Origin of the sequence: Sphingomonas swuensis (genome assembly GCF_039538045.1) — a bacterium.
GTDB lineage: Bacteria > Pseudomonadota > Alphaproteobacteria > Sphingomonadales > Sphingomonadaceae > Sphingomicrobium > Sphingomicrobium swuense.
In genome coordinates this window covers 2,753,071-2,771,501 of record NZ_BAABBQ010000001.1, presented here as the reverse complement: position 1 = coordinate 2,771,501, position 18,431 = coordinate 2,753,071, and the positions used below count along the sequence as shown (strand labels likewise).

14 protein-coding genes are annotated in these 18,431 nt (G+C 66.2%); 5 read left to right on the top strand and 9 right to left on the bottom strand.

Features of this window, described 5'->3' with window-relative positions; genetic code table 11:
• Positions 1 to 68: 68 nt before the first annotated feature.
• The 5 genes from ABD727_RS13850 to uvrB form a co-directional block, all read right to left on the bottom strand.
• Positions 69 to 3,479 carry a UvrD-helicase domain-containing protein gene (locus ABD727_RS13850; protein ID WP_344707973.1) on the bottom strand — a complete coding sequence of 1,137 codons (3,411 nt, stop codon included), beginning with the start codon at positions 3,477 to 3,479 and terminating at the stop codon, positions 69 to 71.
• Complete coding sequence (locus ABD727_RS13845) at positions 3,476 to 4,045, bottom strand: hypothetical protein (protein WP_344707972.1); 570 nt, start codon at positions 4,043 to 4,045, stop codon at positions 3,476 to 3,478. The genes ABD727_RS13850 and ABD727_RS13845 overlap by 4 nt, the downstream gene beginning before the upstream one ends.
• Positions 4,042 to 4,824 carry an RNA polymerase sigma factor gene (locus tag ABD727_RS13840; RefSeq protein WP_344707971.1) on the bottom strand — a complete coding sequence of 261 codons (783 nt, stop codon included), beginning with the start codon at positions 4,822 to 4,824 and terminating at the stop codon, positions 4,042 to 4,044. Before ABD727_RS13840 ends, ABD727_RS13845 begins: the two co-directional genes overlap by 4 nt.
• Before the next feature lie 410 nt (positions 4,825 to 5,234).
• Positions 5,235 to 6,119 (bottom strand): hypothetical protein, encoded by an 885-nt coding sequence (locus ABD727_RS13835; RefSeq protein WP_344707970.1) that lies wholly within the window; start codon positions 6,117 to 6,119, stop codon positions 5,235 to 5,237.
• Entirely contained in the window at positions 6,116 to 8,317 is a 2,202-nt protein-coding gene (gene uvrB, locus ABD727_RS13830) for an excinuclease ABC subunit UvrB (RefSeq protein WP_344707969.1), read from the bottom strand. The genes ABD727_RS13835 and uvrB overlap by 4 nt, the downstream gene beginning before the upstream one ends.
• A 77-nt stretch (positions 8,318 to 8,394) precedes the next feature.
• Here uvrB and ABD727_RS13825 point away from each other — a divergent pair, with 77 nt between their 5' ends.
• Positions 8,395 to 9,822: an NAD-dependent succinate-semialdehyde dehydrogenase gene (locus ABD727_RS13825; protein ID WP_344707968.1), complete on the top strand. Its 1,428-nt coding sequence runs from the start codon at positions 8,395 to 8,397 to the stop codon at positions 9,820 to 9,822.
• Complete coding sequence (locus ABD727_RS13820; protein WP_344707967.1) at positions 9,819 to 10,130, top strand: HNH endonuclease; 312 nt, start codon at positions 9,819 to 9,821, stop codon at positions 10,128 to 10,130. Before ABD727_RS13825 ends, ABD727_RS13820 begins: the two co-directional genes overlap by 4 nt.
• On the opposite strand, the gene ABD727_RS13815 is transcribed toward ABD727_RS13820, so the two are convergent.
• Positions 10,127 to 11,899, bottom strand: coding sequence for a histidine kinase famiy protein (locus tag ABD727_RS13815; protein WP_344707966.1), 1,773 nt, complete (start codon positions 11,897 to 11,899; stop codon positions 10,127 to 10,129). The two genes, ABD727_RS13820 and ABD727_RS13815, sit on opposite strands and share 4 nt — an antisense overlap.
• Before the next feature lie 157 nt (positions 11,900 to 12,056).
• Here ABD727_RS13815 and ABD727_RS13810 point away from each other — a divergent pair, with 157 nt between their 5' ends.
• Entirely contained in the window at positions 12,057 to 12,545 is a 489-nt protein-coding gene (locus ABD727_RS13810; protein WP_344707965.1) for a DUF3617 domain-containing protein, read from the top strand.
• A 55-nt stretch (positions 12,546 to 12,600) separates the two neighbouring features.
• Here the strand turns inward: ABD727_RS13810 and ABD727_RS13805 are convergent, their stop codons facing one another.
• The 3 genes from ABD727_RS13805 to ABD727_RS13795 all read right to left on the bottom strand — a co-directional run bounded on the left by ABD727_RS13805 (position 12,601) and on the right by ABD727_RS13795 (position 15,199).
• Positions 12,601 to 13,650 (bottom strand): TerC family protein, encoded by a 1,050-nt coding sequence (locus ABD727_RS13805; protein ID WP_344707964.1) that lies wholly within the window; start codon positions 13,648 to 13,650, stop codon positions 12,601 to 12,603.
• 221 nt (positions 13,651 to 13,871) lie between these two features.
• Positions 13,872 to 14,318, bottom strand: a complete 447-nt coding sequence (locus ABD727_RS13800; protein WP_344707963.1) for a hypothetical protein — start codon at positions 14,316 to 14,318, stop codon at positions 13,872 to 13,874.
• 65 nt (positions 14,319 to 14,383) lie between these two features.
• Positions 14,384 to 15,199 (bottom strand): hypothetical protein, encoded by an 816-nt coding sequence (locus ABD727_RS13795; RefSeq protein ID WP_344707962.1) that lies wholly within the window; start codon positions 15,197 to 15,199, stop codon positions 14,384 to 14,386.
• A gap of 66 nt (positions 15,200 to 15,265) precedes the next feature.
• Here ABD727_RS13795 and ABD727_RS13790 point away from each other — a divergent pair, with 66 nt between their 5' ends.
• Both ABD727_RS13790 and ABD727_RS13785 read left to right on the top strand, forming a co-directional pair.
• On the top strand, positions 15,266 to 16,162 hold the full coding sequence (locus tag ABD727_RS13790; protein ID WP_344707961.1) for an alpha/beta hydrolase: 897 nt from the start codon (positions 15,266 to 15,268) through the stop codon (positions 16,160 to 16,162).
• Positions 16,163 to 16,483: 321 nt separating this feature from the next.
• A complete protein-coding gene (locus ABD727_RS13785) occupies positions 16,484 to 18,367 on the top strand; it encodes a ribonucleoside-diphosphate reductase subunit alpha (protein WP_344708093.1) in 1,884 nt (627 codons plus the stop codon).
• Positions 18,368 to 18,431 lie beyond the last annotated feature (64 nt).

Sequence of the window (18,431 nt, the reverse complement as noted above, 5' to 3'; positions counted from 1 at the left end):
CGTCGAAGCGAAGTTGTCGCTCGCAACCGGTCAATCGCGGCCGCCAGGAGCGACCGGAAACGGAGGTTTCAAAATTTCTTGGAGAGCGCGCCTTCGGGCAGCGCGTCGCAGACGAACAACGCGGAGCAGCCCGGGCAGGTGAAGGCGCTTGGCTTCGCTTCGAATGCGCCGGCACGTATGGACGCCAGCATCGAGCTCATCTTCGCCCGGTCCTTCGCCTCTTGGCCGCTCTTGCAAGGAATGTCGGTCGCGAGGCCGTCGGCGAGATGAAGCACCTGCACTTTCGAGCCGGGAAAGGCCTGCTGAGCGGCGATTACCAGCGCCCGGGCGGTAAACTTCTTTTCGACATGGCTTTTCTTGAAGTGCCCGGTCCTAATGTTGCGGACAACATGGCCGTCGACACCGCGCAGGATGTCGTCCGGCTTCACCAGGACACGATCGCCGCCGAACTCGATCGACAGCGACTGTGGTTCGACCGGTTCGAGATCCCTCCGCGAGTCACCGAAGAACTGCACCATCGCCGTCGCAAAGCGTTTGAAGTCGTCGAAATAGCCGTGTTCCGCGAGAGCCGGGATATCGCACGCTTCGTGGGCAAGCCGCTCGAGCTCGGCATCGTCGGGAACGCCGTCCGCTTCGGCGATGCTTTGGCAGAGCTTGCGTACGGCGTCGTGCACGCGCCGGTAGGGCGTCCGCTCGGTCGCTCCGCGCACGCCGAGGATATGCTCATAGAGCAGCCGCCGCGGGCACCCATCGTAGGTGTCGAAGTGCCAAGCCTCCCACGAGCAGCCCGGTTCGAACGTGATCGGAACCCGCCGCGCGCTCGGCGCTTCGGGAAGCTCGCGCGTCGGGTTCACCTCCAGCCGCACGACGTCGGACCCCAGCCTGGGGATGAAGCTCGATTCCTTGCGCGTGCCCCGCGCCGTGTGACTGCAGGAGTAGAGGCGCAAGCGGTCGCGGGCGCGCGACAGAGCGACGTAGAACAGGCAATCCTGCTCCTCATCGTGGCTCACCAGAAATTCGTCTTCGGCCGAACCGGAAGCGCCGGCTATCATGCCGTCGGGCGGCGGGCACTTCGGCCGGCTCATGTGCGGATATTTGGGCATAGTGTCGGCATTCAATCCGGGCAGGTGCACGACCGGAAACTCGAGGCCTTTCGAGCCGTGAATCGTCATCAGGCGAACCGCGTCAATCCCCGAGGCGGCCGCCGGCAAATGCCTCAGACCCCGTTCGTCGGCGAGCCGCAACAGGCGGCGAATTCTCGCAAGCAGCTTGGGCACCGCAGGCCATGACGGCGGCTGCGCGCGGAGGAAGTTCATGAACTGCCAGATGGCAAGGCCCGACGAGACGTCCCGCGGCTCTTTCGAGTCCGCGATGCGGGCCGCGATCCGCGTCCGGTCGAGCAGCACGACCGAGAGGATGTGCCACGGGCTCGCGGCAGGGTCAAAGCCGTTGAGCGCATCGCGCAAGAGGCGGATCGTTGCCCGTCCGACCTCGCTTAGCGCTCCCTGGTCCTCGCCAAGGTCGCGCCAGGTGCGGCCGTCTGTGCCCGCGTTCGCCGTTGCCGACAACGCTGCGTCGACCTCGGCCAGTGTCATCTTAAATTCCGGCATGCATGCCGTGCCGACAAGGCCGACGCCCCGCGGATCGCTGACGAGCCATAACAGGCTCAGCAGCTCCTTGATCTCGGGCCGCTCGAACAGGCTTCCGAGGTAGAGCACCGGAATCCCGAGCGCCTCGAGGCCGGCCCCGATGTCGGCCAGCCGGTCGTTGCCCGACACGAGCACACAATGATCGCGGTAGCTGCGGCCCAATCCCCGCAGCTCCGCAATCGCATCAGCGATCGCGGGCGGGATGCAGTGCTTGTCGTGAACGACGCGCAGCTCGGGAAGCTCCCCCGAAAGGCCGCGATCGGCAACCAGCTCCTTGAGCTTGCCGCCGGCGCCCGACATCGATTTGGCGAAGCCCGAGTAAAGCTGAACGATCTCCTCGTTGGAGCGATAATTTAGCACGAGGTCGGCGGTGATTGCCCCTGGGAAATCCGCTTCGAACATCGTGATGTTGTGCGACGAGGCGCCGCGGAAGCGGTAGATTGACTGGCGGGCGTCGCCGACCACCCAGAGGCCCTCGCCCGTCGGGCGGAGCGCCTTCAAGAGCCGGACGCTGCTGCGATTGACGTCCTGATATTCGTCGACGAGGACATGGGTGTACTTGTCGCGATAATGTTTCGCGACGTCGTCATGGGCTTCGAGCAGCTTCACCGGCAGCATGACGAGGTCGCCGAAGTCGACGAGGTTACGCCCACGCTTCAGCTCTTCATAGCGGGCATAGACGATGGCGACCTCGCGGGCCTCCTCGGCGCGGATGATCGCAGCGTCGCGCTCGTCACCGCTAAGCGCCTGCGCCTTGCCCAGCATGGCCTCGGCGAGCGCCCTATAGGTCTCGGCATCACAGACTTCGTCCTTGGCCCGCGAAATGGCGGCGAGGATGTCGGAGATGATTGCGGTGGGATCGTAGATGTCGCGGTAATGGGTTAGGCCTAGGCCCGGCAGTTCGTCCTCGAGCATGGCGACCGCGTCGGTTCGGTCGAGGAGGCCTGGATTCTGACTCAGCCCGAGGCGATCGCCGAACGCGCGCAGCAGGTCGAGCCCGAACGCATGAAAGGTCCCGATCCACATCGCCGCGAATGCGTCGCTGTTTGCGCCGGAAATGCGCTCGGACATCTCGGCGGCAGCCTTGTTGGAAAAGGTGAGAACGAGGATGTTCCGGGGATCGACCGCGCTTGCCAGCAAGTCTGCCACCCTCGCAGTCAACGTCTGGGTCTTGCCAGTGCCCGGTCCCGCCTCGAGCAGATAGGCGACGCCGCGGTGCCGCGCCGCATCGCGCTGCTCGTCGTTGAGCGGCTTGGTCTGCTTGGCGCCTTCTTTCGGCGGCGCGATTTCGGGAAGCATCATCGCGTCGAACAACTGCTGCACAACCGCGGAGCGCGGTGCTCCGAGCTTGTTGGTGATATCTTCGGCCGTCATCCTCTCGTCGAGGTGAAGCGCCTTCACCCATCGCCTTGGCAGCAGCAGTTCGCGAGCGAACAGATCCATCTGCATTTCCCGGCGAAGCTTCGGGCCATGCTCGATGATTCGTTCTTCGCCGATCGGTGCCGCTTCCGCGCTTCGTTCAAAATCGATGGCGCAGCTTCCTGCGGCATCGCCGAGCAGTGCATGCCCAAGCTCGTGCGCAATCAAGAATGCCTTGTCGAAGGTGCTCCCGTCATCGCGATAGAGGATCAGCCTGAAATCGGGGAGGAAGCAGGCCAGCGCGCCGTCAAGCTGGCTCGCCTCAGCGTCCGTCGGTTCCGCGACAAGCCCGGCCTGATCGACCTGCCACAGGACATGCTCGAGCGGGTTCCACACATCGACCGCGTAGGCCAATGCCGATTCTTGGAGCGCGGACGCGTGCCGCCGCGCGGCTTCGATGGAATCGATCATTGGTCATCGGCGAGCAGGCGTTCACGCTCGACCTCGGGGACGCGCGCCGCGATGAGGAGCTGCTCGAAACTAACCGGGGCCGAGGTCTCTGGCCGCTGTTCCGACTTGTAACTCCGCGCCGCGGCAAGCTCGCCTCCAAAGCTGGCTCTAAGCTGCTCCAGGCTGCCGTTCAGGCTCGCGGCGAGCCTGCGCATGAAGGCGGCCGGAATGCTCTCCAGTAGGACGCGGCCGTCGCGGATCGCTGCCAGCACCTGCAGTGGAATGCTGAGTTCCTTGGCCACCCGCCCATAGTCGGCCGGCGACAGGCTCACGAAGAGATTGCGCTCGATACCGGGCCAGGCCGCGCTCAGTGTTTCCCAGCCTTTGCGGATCACCGCCTGACATGGATCTCCCATTGGCGGAAGCTCGTCGGGCTCGGTGCTTCCCATCTGATGGGCAAGGTCGATAAGCTCGGCCTTGTATTGGGGATAGTCGCCGAGATAGCGCGCAAGCGCGCCCGTCTCATCGGCATCGAGCATGAACGCCTCGAGCACATCCTCGAGTTCCGGCCGTACGCCCGGGCTCATGCTTCACCTCCTTCCATTGCCTGGCGCAGCGTCTCGAAGGCGCGGCGCTTGTGATTATTGATCGTTCGCGGTTGGAGGCCAAGCAGGGTCGCAATCGACTCCTCACCCGGCGCACCCGTTCCGATGGGTATGCCCTCTGCCATCATCGTCAGAATCCTGTTTTGTTCTCTCGGCAGCGCGTCAATCGCGTCCCACAGCCGGGATCGGAAATCTTCCTCGTTTAGCCGTCCTGGGTCGAACGGGTCGAATGCGCCCTGGGCGCCCTCGACTTCCCGGGCGAGGACGAGATCGTCGCCGATCTCGACGGTCTCTGGCTCATCCTTGGCGGGAAGCAGCTTCCTCAGCGCATCCCGCCGCAAGTTTTTCAGCGCGAGATCAAAGCGAGCTTCCCAGATGTCGAGGCGATCGTCATAAACATTGCTATCCACGCTCAGCATCTCGATGAAGCGGTGAAATCCGGTCTCGCCAATCTCCAGCTCGCGGGCGGCCGGCCGATCCTTGTTCGATGGCCGCGGGAGGGCGGCCAGCACTCGTTCGGCGAGGATTTCATACCAACGCTCGTAAGAACGGCGGTCACGCAGGCGTGCGGCTCGGCGGGTCATGTGGAGGACGCATTCGCCCGGAAGCCAGCCTGGAGACTTGCGGTTGCGGATTCGGGCTCTAGCGAGGGCTTCCTCGACGGGGAGAGCGATGAGCATCTTGAGCATCTGCTCGATCTGGCTCGGCCGGGTATAGAGCTCGCCACTGCCAGCCTTGCGCTTGCGCAGTGGTTCTATCACGTCCGATCCTGGCTTATCGTCGTTCGTCCAAGACTCTTGCACCGTCTGAGTGTCCTCTTGCCAGGAGGCCGCCCGTCGCACGCGCGATGCGCCCGGCAGCGAATCCTATCGCCTCAATCCGAGCCAGCTGTGCTTAGCACGGTCGCCTCAATGGACAATCGCGGGAGTTTGATCGCATCGGAACGCTGCATGATTCCGCGATCGGGACGAAGACAGGGGTCGGGGTTCAATTTGAACCTCCGCGGCCAAAACCGACCATATTGTGCGGGGTCCGGTGCTATTACGTTCTCTCTCGCGAATACCGCTTGCTCTCTTATGCGCCGAGGAGATACGCCTTCGGGAGGCAGGGGCCGGAGGTTCGAATCCTCTCTCCCCGACCATCTTCTTCCCTCCTCCTGCGGTGCGCTGTTTCAGCGCTCCCGCAGGCGGCGGAGAAGCTTCCGGAGCGCGCGGTCGAAGCGCTTCAGCTCGAAATTCTGCGGATCGTCGTGCGCCTGTTCGAGGCCATGATCCATCGTGCCGTGCTGTGCCGGGATCAGCCAGCCACCCGCCCGTGCGCTCGCCGCGACGTAGAGCAGCGCAAGCCGCTCATACTGGCGCTGGCTGAAGCCGGGCCTGGGCGCGATGGCGTCGTTCCAGCCGGCGATGGACGGGTCGCGGCGGCGCGGAGCGACCGTCTCGACATGGAGGAACAGGCCCTTGGCGGGCAGGCCGATCACCCGCGTCTCTAGCTTGGTCGCCCGCCACGGCCGCGACAGCGGCTGGCCGACCTTCACCACCCCCTGCCGGTTGAGGAACAGGTGCGCGACTGGATATTTCTCGGGATCGGCCCCGACAGGAAAATAGGGCGCGAAGTCGTTGACTCGGGCGTCCCCGTCCACGTCAGCCGGGAAGGGCTCGTCGCCATAATAAGGCGTGCTCGTGTCGTGAATGACGAAGTAGCGCGCGAGCGGCGCCGTCGCCTCGCCGTCGTTGGCCCGCGACACGGGTCCATCGAGCCCGCCGATGTCCACGCCCTCACTGGCCAGCACGCGCTCGACAACTTCGCGCGTCGGCAGCGCCGTGCCCCGCTTGAGCACCACCGAAAGACCGCGCGGCAAGCGTGCCAATTCCTTGCCGAGCACCCCGCGCTTGCCAAGTGGCCGCATCAGGCACTGCGCCTGCTCGGCCGGCGAGCCGGCGAAGCTCAGCGCCACAGTGTCGAAGCGGCAGCGACCGACGAGCCCGGCCGGCACGGCAGATGGCATGGCAACGGGCTGGACCAGGGCCGCGAGCAACAGCCCGGCCGCGCTCATCGCCGCGCCCGCTTGTTCATCCGCATCTGCTGCTGCTTGCCGTAGCGCGTCTTGCGCGTGCCGGGCTTGCCCTCGGTCGAGTGGCCGACCCGCGGCGCGGCGCGCTGGTGGTCGGGGATGCCGAGCTCGTCCTCCTCGAGTTTGCGGATCTCGTCGCGCAGGCGACCGGCTTCCTCGAACTCGAGATCGGCGGCGGCCTTGCGCATCCGCGCCTCGAGATCGGAGATGTAGGCGCGAAGATTGTGCCCGACGAGGTGCGGCGTGTCGGGATCGCCGGTGTCGACCACCACCCCGTCGCGGGTCGAGACGTGGGCGATGATGTCGCTGATGTCGCGCTTGATCGTCGCCGGGGTGATCCCGTGAAGGCGGTTATATTCCTCCTGCTTCTCGCGCCGCCGGTTGGTCTCGTTGAGCGCGCGCTCCATCGAGCCGGTTACCCGGTCGGCATAGAGGATGACCCGGCCCTCGACGTTGCGCGCTGCGCGGCCGATGGTCTGGATGAGGCTCGTCTCCGAGCGCAGGAAGCCTTCCTTGTCGGCGTCGAGGATCGCGACCAGGCCGCATTCGGGAATGTCGAGGCCCTCGCGCAGCAGGTTGATCCCGACCAGTACGTCATAGACCCCGAGGCGGAGGTCGCGGATCAGCTCGATGCGCTCCAGCGTCTCGACGTCCGAGTGCATGTAGCGGACCTTCATCCCCGCCTCGTGAAGATATTCGGTAAGGTCCTCGGCCATCCGCTTGGTCAGCGTGGTGACGAGCGTCCGGTAACCCGCCCGGGCGGTCTTCTTGGCCTCGTTGACGAGGTCGTCGACCTGGTCCTCGACCGGCTTGATCTCGACCGGCGGGTCGATGAGGCCGGTGGGCCGGATGACCTGCTCGGAGAAGACGCCGCCGGTCGCCTCCATCTCCCACGGGCCCGGAGTCGCCGAGACGAAGGTCGTCTGCGGGCGCATCGCGTCCCACTCGTTGAAGCGCAGCGGGCGATTGTCGATGCAGCTCGGAAGGCGGAAGCCATATTCCGCGAGCGTGATCTTCCGCCGATGGTCGCCCCGCGCCATTGCGCCGATCTGCGGCACCGTCTGGTGGCTCTCGTCGACGAACAGCAGTGCATTGTCGGGGAGATATTCGAACAGGGTCGGCGGCGGCTCACCGGGCAGTCGGCCGGTCAGGAAGCGCGAGTAATTCTCGATCCCCGCGCACGAGCCTGTCGCGGCGATCATTTCGAGGTCGAAATTGGTGCGCTGCTCGAGCCGCTGATGCTCGATCAGCTTGCCCTCCGCCTCCAGCTCCTTGAGCCGTTCCTCAAGCTCGTGGCGGATCGCGTGGCTCGCCTGCTTGAGCGTCGGTCCGGGAGTCACATAGTGCGAGTTGGCGTAGACCTTCACCGACGGCAGGCTCGCGACCTTCTTGCCGGTCAGCGGATCGAACTCGACGATGTCCTCGATCTCGTCGCCGAAGAAGGAGATACGCCAGGCGCTGTCCTCATAGTGCGACGGGAACACCTCGAGGCTGTCGCCGCGAACCCGGAAGTTGCCCCGCGCGAAGGCCTGGTCGTTGCGCTTGTACTGGAGCGCGACGAGCTTGCGGACGATCTCGCGCTGGTCGACGGTCTCGCCCTTCTTCATTGAAAAGGTCATCGCCGAATAGGTCTCGACCGAGCCGATGCCGTAGAGGCAGCTGACCGAGGCGACGATGATCACGTCGTCGCGCTCTAGCAGCGAGCGCGTCGCCGAGTGGCGCATCCGGTCGATCGCCTCGTTCACCGAGCTTTCCTTCTCGATGTAGGTGTCCGACCGCGGCACGTAGGCCTCGGGCTGGTAGTAGTCGTAGTAGCTGACGAAATATTCGACCGCATTGTCGGGGAAGAAGCTGCGGAATTCGCCGTAAAGCTGCGCCGCGAGGATCTTGTTGGGCGCGAGGATCAGTGCCGGGCGCTGGGTCGCCTGGATGATCTGCGCCATGGTGAAGGTCTTGCCCGAGCCGGTGACCCCGAGCAGCACCTGGTTCTTCTCGCCCTCGTCGCGGATCCCCGCGACCAGTTCCTTGATCGCGGTCGGCTGGTCGCCCGCGGGCGAATAGTCGCTCTTGAGCACGAAGGGGCGCCCGCCCTCGGCCTTTTCGGGCCGGGCCGGGCGGTGCGGCACGAACTCGGTCGAGGTTTCGGGCTCGGCAAGATTCGTGCGGATCTGGATTTCCATCAGCGGAATATGGGCATTGCCGCCGCCCGCGACAATTCTTGCGTTGCAGCGTTGGAGGTTCGGCAAGGAGCAGGCGAATGGCAGACCGACAAGACAGAGGAATCCGGACAACCAACCCGGCGACGGGTGAACCCGGCAAGAGCTATCCGCCCTGCTCGCCCGGCGAGGCTGGAGCCGCGGCCAAGGCAGCCCATGCCGCCTTCCGCGAGTGGCGGAAGACCGACTTCGACCATCGCGCCTCCGTGGTCCGCAAGGCTGCCGAGCTCCTTCGCCGCGATGCCGATCGGTTCGCCGCGCTGATGACCAGCGAAATGGGCAAGACCCTCGACGAAGGTCGCGCCGAGATCGAGAAATGCGCCTTCCATTGTGACTGGTTCGCCGGGAACGCTGCCGATTATCTCGCCGAACAGCCGGTCGACCTTGGTGACGAGAGTGGCGCCGAGGCCTTCGTCACCTTCAATCCGCTCGGCGTGGTGCTGGCGGTGATGCCGTGGAATTTCCCCTTCTGGCAGGTGATCCGCTTCGCCGCGCCGGCGCTGATGGCGGGCAATGGCGCATTGCTCAAGCATGCCAGCAACGTGCCCGGCTGCGCGCTGGCGATCGAGGCGCTGTTCCACGAAGCCGGCGTGCCTCACGACCTCTTCCGAAGCCTGATCCTGTCGAGCAGCCATATCGAGGCGCTGATCAGGGACGAACATATTGCCGCGGTGACCCTGACCGGAAGCGTTCCGGCCGGGCGCAGCGTTGCATCGATCGCGGGATCGGTGCTCAAGAAATGCGTGCTCGAGCTTGGCGGTTCGGACGCCTATCTCGTCCTAGAGGATGCCGATATTCCCGCCGCCGCCAAGGTCGCCGCGACGGCGCGCATGGTGAACGGCGGGCAGAGCTGCATCGCGGGCAAGCGCTTCATCGTGGTCGAGGCCGTCAAGACCGAGTTCGAGACAGCCTTGGTCGAAGCGATGAAGGCCTTCACCATGGGCGATCCGACCAGCGAGGGGACCAAGCTTGGCCCGATGCAGAGTGTCGAGGCGCGCGACGAGATCCACGAGCAGGTCGAGAAGAGCATCGCGGGCGGCGCAAGGTTGCTGCTCGGCGGCGAGAAGCCCGCACGGGCCGGGGCCTGGTATCCTGCGACCGTCCTCACCGACGTGGCCGAGGGCCAGCCGGCGCATGACGAGGAGGTTTTCGGTCCGGTCGCCGCGATCATCGCTGCCCGCGACGAGGCGCATGCCATCGCCATCGCCAATGCCAGCGAGTTCGGGCTCGGATCGGGCGTGCTGACCGGCGACCTCGCTCGCGGCCGGCGGATCGCGGCGGAGGAGCTTGAGGCGGGGATGAGCTTCGTGAACGAGAATGTCCGCTCCGACCCGCGCCTGCCGTTCGGCGGGGTGAAGCATTCGGGCTACGGCCGCGAATGCGCCGCCTTCGGCATCCGCGAGTTCGTCAACATCAAGACCGTGCAGGTGAAGGCGCTGGTCGCGGCGGGTGGCAGCCGGGTCGAGTGACCAGGCGCCTCCTGCCGGACGACGGGGAGGGCGACAGCCAGCCCTGCTGGCTTTGCGCGCGCCCGCTCGGGAGGCGGATCGAACAGCATCATCCGGTGCCCAAGTCGCGCGGAGGGCGCGAGACGAGGCCGGTGCATCCGATCTGCCACCGGACGCTGCACAATCTCTTCACGAACAAGGAGCTGGAGCGAAGCGGAGACGATCCGTCGGCGCTGGCAAAGAATCCCGATCTTTCGCGTTTCCTCGCCTGGATTGCGGGCAAGGAGCCCGACTTTCATGCAGTGACGCGCCGCAAGCGTGCCCGCTAGGCCTCGGCCGAGCCGTAATCCGACGGGATGCGCCGCGCCTCGCTGAGGTGGGCACGGTTGTTGAGCGCCTGACGGACACGATCGAGCAGCTCTGATCGGCGGTAAGGCTTGCCGAGCACGTCCTTGTGCGGCCGGTCAGGACCCGCGATCACCAGCTCCTCATTGTATCCGGTCGTCAGGAGGATGCCGATCTCGGGGTCCTGCTCCCGGACCTTGTCCGCCAGCATCAATCCATTGATCCCGCCGGGCATGACGAGGTCGGTGAAAAGAAGATCGAAGGTGCCAGGCTGCGCCTTCTCGAAGATGCGAAGCGCGATCTCGCCGCTTTCCGCGGTGGTGACTCGATAGCCCGCCGCCTCGAGGATCTCGATCGCCAGCTCCAGCACCTCGGCGCTGTCCTCGACCACCAGCAGGTGTTCGGCGTCGCGGCTTCGGTTTTCGATCACGGCGACCTGCCGCTCGGGCGCTCGCTCGTCGCCGTCCTCGTCCTGGTCGCGTGCAACAGGGAAGAGGAACCGAAGCGTCGCGCCGGCGCCCGGCGCGCTCTCGATCTCGAGCCGCCCGCGCGACTGCTGGACGAAGCCCGAGGCCATGGCGAGGCCGAGGCCGGTGCCCTTGCCCTGGGTCTTGGTGGTGAAGAAGGGCTCGGTCGCGCGCTCGATGACGTCGCTGGTCATGCCCTCGCCCTCGTCGCGCACCTCGAGCGCGACATAGTCGCCCTCGGGCAGCTGCCGTGCCGCCGAATCGCCGTTGAGGTGGACGTGGCTGGTGGCGACGGTGACGAGACCGCCTCCGGGCATCGCGTCGCGGGCGTTCATCAGCACGTTGAGCAGCGCCATCTCCAGCTGCTCGCCGTCGACCATCACCCGCGGCAGTCGCCGGCGCAGGTTGAGCTGGAGCTGGACCTGGCTTCCGAGCGAGCTCTCGATCACGTCGACGAAGTCGGAGACGAGGTGGCTGAGGTCGGTCGGCTTGGGGCTCAGCCTGGTCTTGCGGGCGAAGGCCAGCAGCTGGCGGGTCAGCTTGGCGCCGCGGTCGGCGGCGGTCCGGGCATTGTCGATGTAGCGCTTGGCGCGCTCGCCATCGACGCAGGAGGAGAGCAGTTCGAGATTGCCGTTCACGACCTGCAGCAGGTTGTTGAAGTCGTGGGCGAGGCCCGCGGTGAGCTGGCCGATCGACTCCATCTTCTGCGCCTGGCGGAAGCTCTGTTCGCTGTTGCGGCGACGGGTGACGTCGAGCTGGCTGGCGAACTGGTAGGCGAGCTTGCCCTGCTGGTCGAACACCGGCCCGATGAACACCGCGTTCCAGAAGGGCGTGCCATCGCGTTTGTAGTTGAGGATTTCGAGCGCGATCGAGCCGCCTGCATTGACCGTCTCACGCAGCGCCGCGACCGCCTCGCGGTCGGTGTTGGCGCCCTGCAGGAAGCGGCAGTTGCGCCCGAGGACTTCGCTTTCCTCATAACCGGTAAGATCGAGGAAGGCCTTGTTGGCGAACGCGATCGGATTGTCCGGCTGGTTGGGATCCGTCAGGATCATCGGCATCCGGGTCATCTCGATCGCGGCGAAGAAGACGTTGCCGCGCTCGTCGAGGCCGGGGTGGCTGATGACGCTCTCGCGCCAGTGGTTCAAACCGCGGCTGTCGCCGAAGGTCTCGTCGCCACGCCCGCTATCCAGCAGCCCCTCGGCCGGCCGGCCACGGCTCTGCCCGCCGCCCTCGATGTCGGTGGCGGCATCGGGATCGGCCTCGGTCTGCCTTACGTCTTCACTCACAGTGATCGTGCCTGCCTGCTAAGGGGACAAGGGTTCGGGGGAATAGTCATTTCTCCGTCGCGAACCAGACTCTTGTTCCGCACGTGAGTTCCGGCGGCGGTTGCGTCCGCCCTCCGCAAGGCTAAGCTGCCCCTCTTTGTACGGGGGAGATCATTGCATGCGTTCATTCGTCCTGTTCGGCGCCGTCCTGCTCGCCGGTTGCGGCCAGGAAGCGCCCAAGGAAGCCGCCAAGCCGGTGCCGGCCACGCTTCCCGCCGGCCAGTATGAGGTGACGACCACGCTCACCACCATGGCCTCGACCGACAAGACCCCGCTTCCGACCTTCGCCAAGCAGGGCGACAAGCGGACCTACACCAGCTGCGGTTCCGACGACCTCAAGCCGACCGGCGAGACGGCCGACGTCTGCACCCAGCAGAGCCCCTACATCCGCAACGGCCGGATGAACGTCCAGCTCAGCTGCAACCGCCCGGGCAAGGGCACCGTCACCGCCGACTTCTCCGGAAGCTACACCGCCGACGGCTTCAAGGGCACGATCACCAGCAACAGCAGCTTCAGCGGCCCTGGCGACTACCGGCTGGTCGAGGAAGTGACCGCACGCAAGGTCGCCGACCAGTGCACCGCCCCGGCGGCCGCGCCCAAGGCCTGACCTGAGAAGAGGGTCCGCCTCCCGCGCCTAGATTGGCGGGGAGGCGGACCCTTGCCTACAGCGCCTTGCCGCCGCTCAGCTCGTCGAGGTGGCGCTTGGCGGCATCCGCGCCTTCCTTGGCGGGCCACTCGGGCTCGGCCTCGCCGCGGGTCTTCCACAGCGAGTAAGCGACGCCCGCGCCGATCAGGCCGAAGGTGACGCCGAGGCTGAGCACCGGCGGGAATTTGTCGCCGCCGAGCAGGAAGTCGGCGACGAAGATCTTCGAGCCGATGAACACCAGGACAAGCGCCAGCGCATACTTCAGATAGTGGAAGCGGTGCACCATCGCGGCCAGCGCGAAGTAGAGCGCGCGAAGCCCGAGGATCGCCATGATGTTCGAGGTGTAGACGATGAAGGTGTCGGTCGTGATCGCAAAGATCGCCGGCACGCTATCGACCGCGAACACCAGGTCCGCGAGGTTGATCACCACCAGCGCGAGGAACAGCGGGGTCGCCGCCCACACCAGCTTGCCGCTCGTGCTGTCGGGCACCTTGACGAAGAAGTGCTGGTCATGGAGCTCGCGCGTCACCCGCATCTTGCGCGAAATGAAGCGGATCACCGGATTATGCTCGATGTCCATCGGCTTGTCGCCGGCGAACAGCATCTTGATCCCCGTTCCGACCAGGAAGGCGGCGAAGATGTAGAGCACCCACTCATACTGCTGGACCACGGCGGCGCCGAGCCCGATCATCGCGCCGCGCAGCAGGATCACCGCGATGATGCCCCACAGAAGGGCGCGATACTGGTATTTCGCGGGGATCGCGAAGTAGGTGAAGATGAGGCTGATCACGAAGACGTTGTCGATCGACAGCGCCTTCTCGATGAAGAAGCCGGTGTAATAGGCCATGCCGAGTTCGGGCCCGCGCTCGACCCACACCCAGGCGCCGAACAGCAAGGCGATGCTGATGTAGAAGAGCGAGAGCTTGAGGCTCTCGCCGATGCCCATCTCCTTGTCCTCCTTGTGGAGGATCCCGAGATCGAAGGCGGTCAGGCCGGCGACCAGGCCGATGAAGGCCAGCCAGAACCAGGCCGGGGTGCCGAGCCAGTCGGCGAACAGAAATTCCATAAAGCCATCCTCATGCGAAACCGAAGGATCGAATGGGACGCGTTGCGTACGGATAGCGTGGGAAGCACGCCGGGCCAGTCACATCGGTCACATCCGATGCGGTCCGACATCACGTGGGCTTCGAAAGCGCACGCCAGAGGGGCCCGGTCCGCGACGACACAAATGAACGACGCGGATTAAGGTTTCAAGCGCCTGGTTCCTCACTGGACCAAGAGCGGTGCCTAGCTGGTCGGCGTTGGGGGCGCGCTGGCGACGACGAAGCCCGGCACCGGCCGCCGCTCGACATGGTCGTGGTACATGTCGATCATCACCGACACCGCGTCCTTGCCGGCGCAGCGCACGTCGTAGGCGTCGAGAATATAGCCGTAGACGCCGGTCCCGCTGCTGCCCGATCGCATGAACTCGGGTGCCTGGCCGTCGGCGCAGCGCAGGCTGCGCAGATAGGCCTGTTCGCCCTGCGGCATGTTGGCCCGCACCGGATTGTCCTTGCTGCCGAGCGGAAAGGCTTCCGCCTTGGCGATCGCCTCGGCAAGCTTGCGCCCGGTCAGCCCACCGCTGCCAAGCTGGCGCGACAGCTCTGCGGCCTCGTTGGTGCGGGGCTGCTCCTGCGCCGCCGAGGCCGGTCCGGCCAGCAGCGCCGCCGCGATCAACGCCAATTCGATCCGCATCGCTACTGCTCCCCTGCGCTTCACTTCGCCGACGGAGGCTAGCAGTCACCCCCGGTCGCGCAAGCTCAGTTCCAGCGGCGCTCCGGCTTCAGCCCATAGTCGATCCGGATCCGCACCCACTCGCCGACCTTGACCTGTCCGCCGACGCGAGGCGGGCGCACCTTGAACTGCCACGCCGCAGCGAGCACCGCCCGGGCGAGCTGCGAATGGCTCGGATGTTCGTCCACCGCGACGCAGTCGTCGACCTTGTAGTCGGGCACCGTCCGGCAGGCGATCAGCGCCCACCCGGGCTGGGCGGTCGACAGGTAGCCCTTGAGCTCGCTGTCATAGGGCTCGCGGTACCAGGAGGCGGCGTAGAGCCGTTCGCCATTGGGCCCGCGTCCTTCGACCAGCGGCGTGTCGCTCTCGCCCTTGGGTGCCGGCGGTCCGCTGGGGCCGCGCGCGCTCGGCGGAGAGGGGAGGTTGCGAAGGTCGGACTGGGCCATCTGCTCGGCCGGCAGGCTCATCACGGGCGAGGGCAGCTGGACGACCGGCTCGGGCACCCTGACTTCGCTCGGGATCGGCGGCGCCGGCGGCGCGGTCGTCGGAGTGACCGGCTTGGCGGCGGCGGCCTCCGTCCGGCTCTCTTCCTTCCGTACCTCTCGCGGCGTGACCTTCTCGGGCATCGGCGCGGCAAGATCGAAGGTCGCGAGCGGCCGGTCGTCGCCCTCCGGCAGCCGGCTCTTCCCTTCGCCGAGCGTCAGCATCGCGAGCACCAGCAGCGCCTCGAGCGCAAGCGCGAGAACGAGCCCGGCAACCCGTCGGCGGGCCGGCGCACGCAGCCGCTGGCGGAGCGGGGCTCCCCCGACCGCGAGATCATCCATGCCTGCGGTCGTCACCATGGTCGCTGCCTTTAGCCGGGGGAGGGCCCGGTTGAAACCAAAACGCCGCGCTTCGTTGAGCCATGCATGACCTCTGTTTCGCCGCCCCGGCATATTCCGCCCGTCCGCCGCTTTCCTCTCCTTGCCGCCTTGCTGATGGCGGGGGTCGGGGCCTGCTCACCGCTTGAGACCTTCAACGCGATCGTGCCCAAGGACGCCGGGGTGGCGTCGGTCGGGCGCGACCTCGCCTTCGGCACCGATCCGCGCCAGAAGCTCGACCTCTACCGTCCCGCCGCGAGCGCCACCGGCAAGCCGCTGCCGATCATCATCTTCCTCTATGGCGGCTCGTGGAACTCGGGAGACAAGGGTGGCTATGCCTTCGCAGGACGGGCGCTTGCGTCGCGCGGCTTCCTCGTCGCGGTGCCGGACTACCGGCTGGTCCCGCAGGTCCGCTATCCGACCTTCCTCGAGGACAATGCGGCGGCGGTTCGCTGGGTCGCGGCCGAGGCCGCGCGCTACGGAGGCGATCCGTCGCGGATCGTCCTCGTCGGCCATTCGGCCGGGGCCTACAATGCAGCGATGCTCGCGCTTGATCCGCGCTGGCTCGGCGCCGACCGAACCCGGATCAGGGGCTTCGCCGGGCTTGCGGGTCCCTACGACTTCCTGCCGTTCGAAGGGCCGGTGACCCGCGCCGCCTTCGGCCGCGAGCCCGACCCAGCAAGCACGCAGCCGATCCGCTTCGCCTCGCGCGACGATCCGCCCTCCCTGCTGCTTCACGGGACCGGCGACACGACCGTGCTCCCGCGCAACAGCCAGCGGCTGGCGGAGCGGCTCAACGCCGCCGGCGCGACGGCCGAGTTGCGGCTCTACCCGGGCGTCGGACACGTCGGCATGGTCACCGGGCTCGCCCGTCCGTTCCGTGGCCGCGCGCCGGTCCTGGCCGACGTCGCTACCTTCGCCTCGCGGGTCACTGCGAGTCCCTGAGCCTACGCGTTCGCTGCGGCTTGTCGGCCACGTCATTCACCGCAAATTAGCGTCGATGAGCATTTTCCGGCTTGCGCCAAAACCCGGCTCAAGACACAAGATGTTGTAGCGGCTCGGGGGCACCAACGCACATGATTGTGGTTGGCGCTGGGGATAACTATATCTCCAGCGAGGTGGAGACGCGTCCCTGTGAATAACGGGGATAGCGTCTCCGGCAGACCTTCCGGGCCCTAGCGAATCGCTTGGTGGAAGCGTACACCCCAGGCGAACGAAACGGGAACAAAGGAGCGGCGCGCAATGCACCGCCAGGAGGAATCGACCATGGACTTCTCGAGCAGCAGCGACGTTTCGTCGGGCGACGTGGCCGGCACTGCGGTGGCGGCGAAGAAGGACAGCCACACGGTCGACCAGCGTCGATTCGCCGTCACCACCGATACGTCGCGCGACGCGCTCCTCACCGATTTCGGCAAGGACACGCTGAACGATCGCTACCTTCTCCCGGGTGAGAACTTCCAGGACCTCTTCGCCCGCGTCGCCTCGGCCTATGCCGACGACGAGGCGCATGCCCAGCGCGTCTACGACTATATCTCGAAGCTGTGGTTCATGCCGGCGACTCCGGTCCTGTCGAACGGCGGCACCGGTCGCGGCCTGCCGATCAGCTGCTACCTGAACTCGGTCAGCGACAGCCTCGACGGCATCGTCAACACCTGGAACGAGAATGTCTGGCTGGCCTCCAAGGGCGGCGGCATCGGCACCTACTGGGGCAGCGTCCGCGGGATCGGCGAGCCGGTCGGCCTCAACGGCAAGACCAGCGGCATCATCCCCTTCGTCCGGGTGATGGACTCGCTCACGCTCGCGATCAGCCAGGGTTCGCTGCGCCGCGGCTCGGCCGCCTGCTACCTCGACGTCTCGCACCCCGAGATCGAGGAGTTCCTCGAGATCCGCAAGCCGTCGGGCGACTTCAACCGCAAGGCGCTGAACCTGCACCACGGCGTGCTCATCACCGACGAGTTCATGGAGGCTGTCCGCGAGGGCACGGAGTTCATCCTCCGCAGTCCCAAGGACCAGTCCGAGCGGGGCAAGGTCGACGCCCGCTCGCTGTTCCAGAAGCTGGTCGAGACCCGCCTCGCGACGGGCGAGCCCTACATCATCTTCATCGACCAGGTGAACCGGTCGATGCCGAAGCACCATCGCGACCTCGGGCTCAAGGTCTCGACCTCGAACCTCTGCTCCGAGATCACCCTGCCGACCGGCAAGGACCATCTCGGCGCCGACCGGACCGCGGTCTGCTGCCTGTCCTCGCTCAACCTCGAGACCTGGGACGAGTGGAACGGCGACAAGCAGTTCATCGAGGACGTCATGCGCTTCCTCGACAACGTGCTCTCCGACTATATCGCCCGTGCGCCCGACGAGATGGCGCGGGCCAAGTACAGCGCCGAGCGCGAGCGCTCGGTCGGCTTGGGCGTGATGGGCTTCCACAGCTTCCTCCAGGCCCGCGGCCTGCCCTTCGAGGGTGCCATGGCCAAGAGCTGGAACATGCGCATCTTCAAGCACGTCAAGGCGCAGGTCGACGAGGCCTCGATGATGCTGGCGCACGAGCGCGGGCCGTGCCCCGACGCCGCCGACATGGGCGTGATGGAGCGCTTCTCCTGCAAGATGGCGATCGCGCCGACCGCGTCGATCTCGATCATCTGCGGCGGCACCTCGGCCTGCATCGAGCCGATCCCGGCCAACGTCTACACCCACAAGACGCTGTCGGGCAGCTTCTCGATCCGCAATCCGTATCTGGAGAAGCTCCTCATCGAGAAGAGCAAGAACTCCGACGCGGTGTGGAATTCGATCCTCGAGCAGGGCGGCTCGGTCCAGCACCTCGACTTCCTCTCGGAGGACGAGAAGGCGACCTTCAAGACCAGCTTCGAGATCGACCAGCGCTGGCTGATCGAGCTTGCCGCCGACCGCACGCCCTACATCGACCAGGCCACTTCGCTGAACCTGTTCATCCCGGCCGACGTCGACAAGTGGGACCTGATGATGCTCCATTTCCGCGCCTGGGAGCTCGGCATCAAGTCGCTCTACTATCTCCGCTCCAAGTCGGTGCAGCGCGCCGGCTTCGCGGGCGGGGTCGAGGCCGACAACACCGCCGAAGCCCCCAAATACGAACTCGCCTCGTCGACCGACTATGACGAGTGCCTGGCGTGTCAGTAGAACGCCCCGGGCGGGCGGCGCGGCTCTTGGGAGCGGCGCTGCTCGTCACTCTTCTTGCATCATG

What these genes read in the sequence shown, in the direction of transcription:
- ABD727_RS13795 (WP_344707962.1), bottom strand. Translation starts at nt 15,199, where the DNA reads ATGGTGACGACCGCAGGCATGGATGATCTCGCGGTCGGGGGAGCCCCG.
- ABD727_RS13810 (WP_344707965.1), top strand. Translation starts at nt 12,057, where the DNA reads ATGCGTTCATTCGTCCTGTTCGGCGCCGTCCTGCTCGCCGGTTGCGGC.
- ABD727_RS13825 (WP_344707968.1), top strand. Translation starts at nt 8,395, where the DNA reads ATGGCAGACCGACAAGACAGAGGAATCCGGACAACCAACCCGGCGACG.
- ABD727_RS13785 (WP_344708093.1), top strand. Translation starts at nt 16,484, where the DNA reads ATGGACTTCTCGAGCAGCAGCGACGTTTCGTCGGGCGACGTGGCCGGC.
- ABD727_RS13790 (WP_344707961.1), top strand. Translation starts at nt 15,266, where the DNA reads ATGACCTCTGTTTCGCCGCCCCGGCATATTCCGCCCGTCCGCCGCTTT.
- ABD727_RS13800 (WP_344707963.1), bottom strand. Translation starts at nt 14,318, where the DNA reads ATGCGGATCGAATTGGCGTTGATCGCGGCGGCGCTGCTGGCCGGACCG.
- ABD727_RS13805 (WP_344707964.1), bottom strand. Translation starts at nt 13,650, where the DNA reads ATGGAATTTCTGTTCGCCGACTGGCTCGGCACCCCGGCCTGGTTCTGG.
- uvrB (WP_344707969.1), bottom strand. Translation starts at nt 8,317, where the DNA reads ATGGAAATCCAGATCCGCACGAATCTTGCCGAGCCCGAAACCTCGACC.
- ABD727_RS13835 (WP_344707970.1), bottom strand. Translation starts at nt 6,119, where the DNA reads ATGAGCGCGGCCGGGCTGTTGCTCGCGGCCCTGGTCCAGCCCGTTGCC.
- ABD727_RS13850 (WP_344707973.1), bottom strand. Translation starts at nt 3,479, where the DNA reads ATGATCGATTCCATCGAAGCCGCGCGGCGGCACGCGTCCGCGCTCCAA.
- ABD727_RS13845 (WP_344707972.1), bottom strand. Translation starts at nt 4,045, where the DNA reads ATGAGCCCGGGCGTACGGCCGGAACTCGAGGATGTGCTCGAGGCGTTC.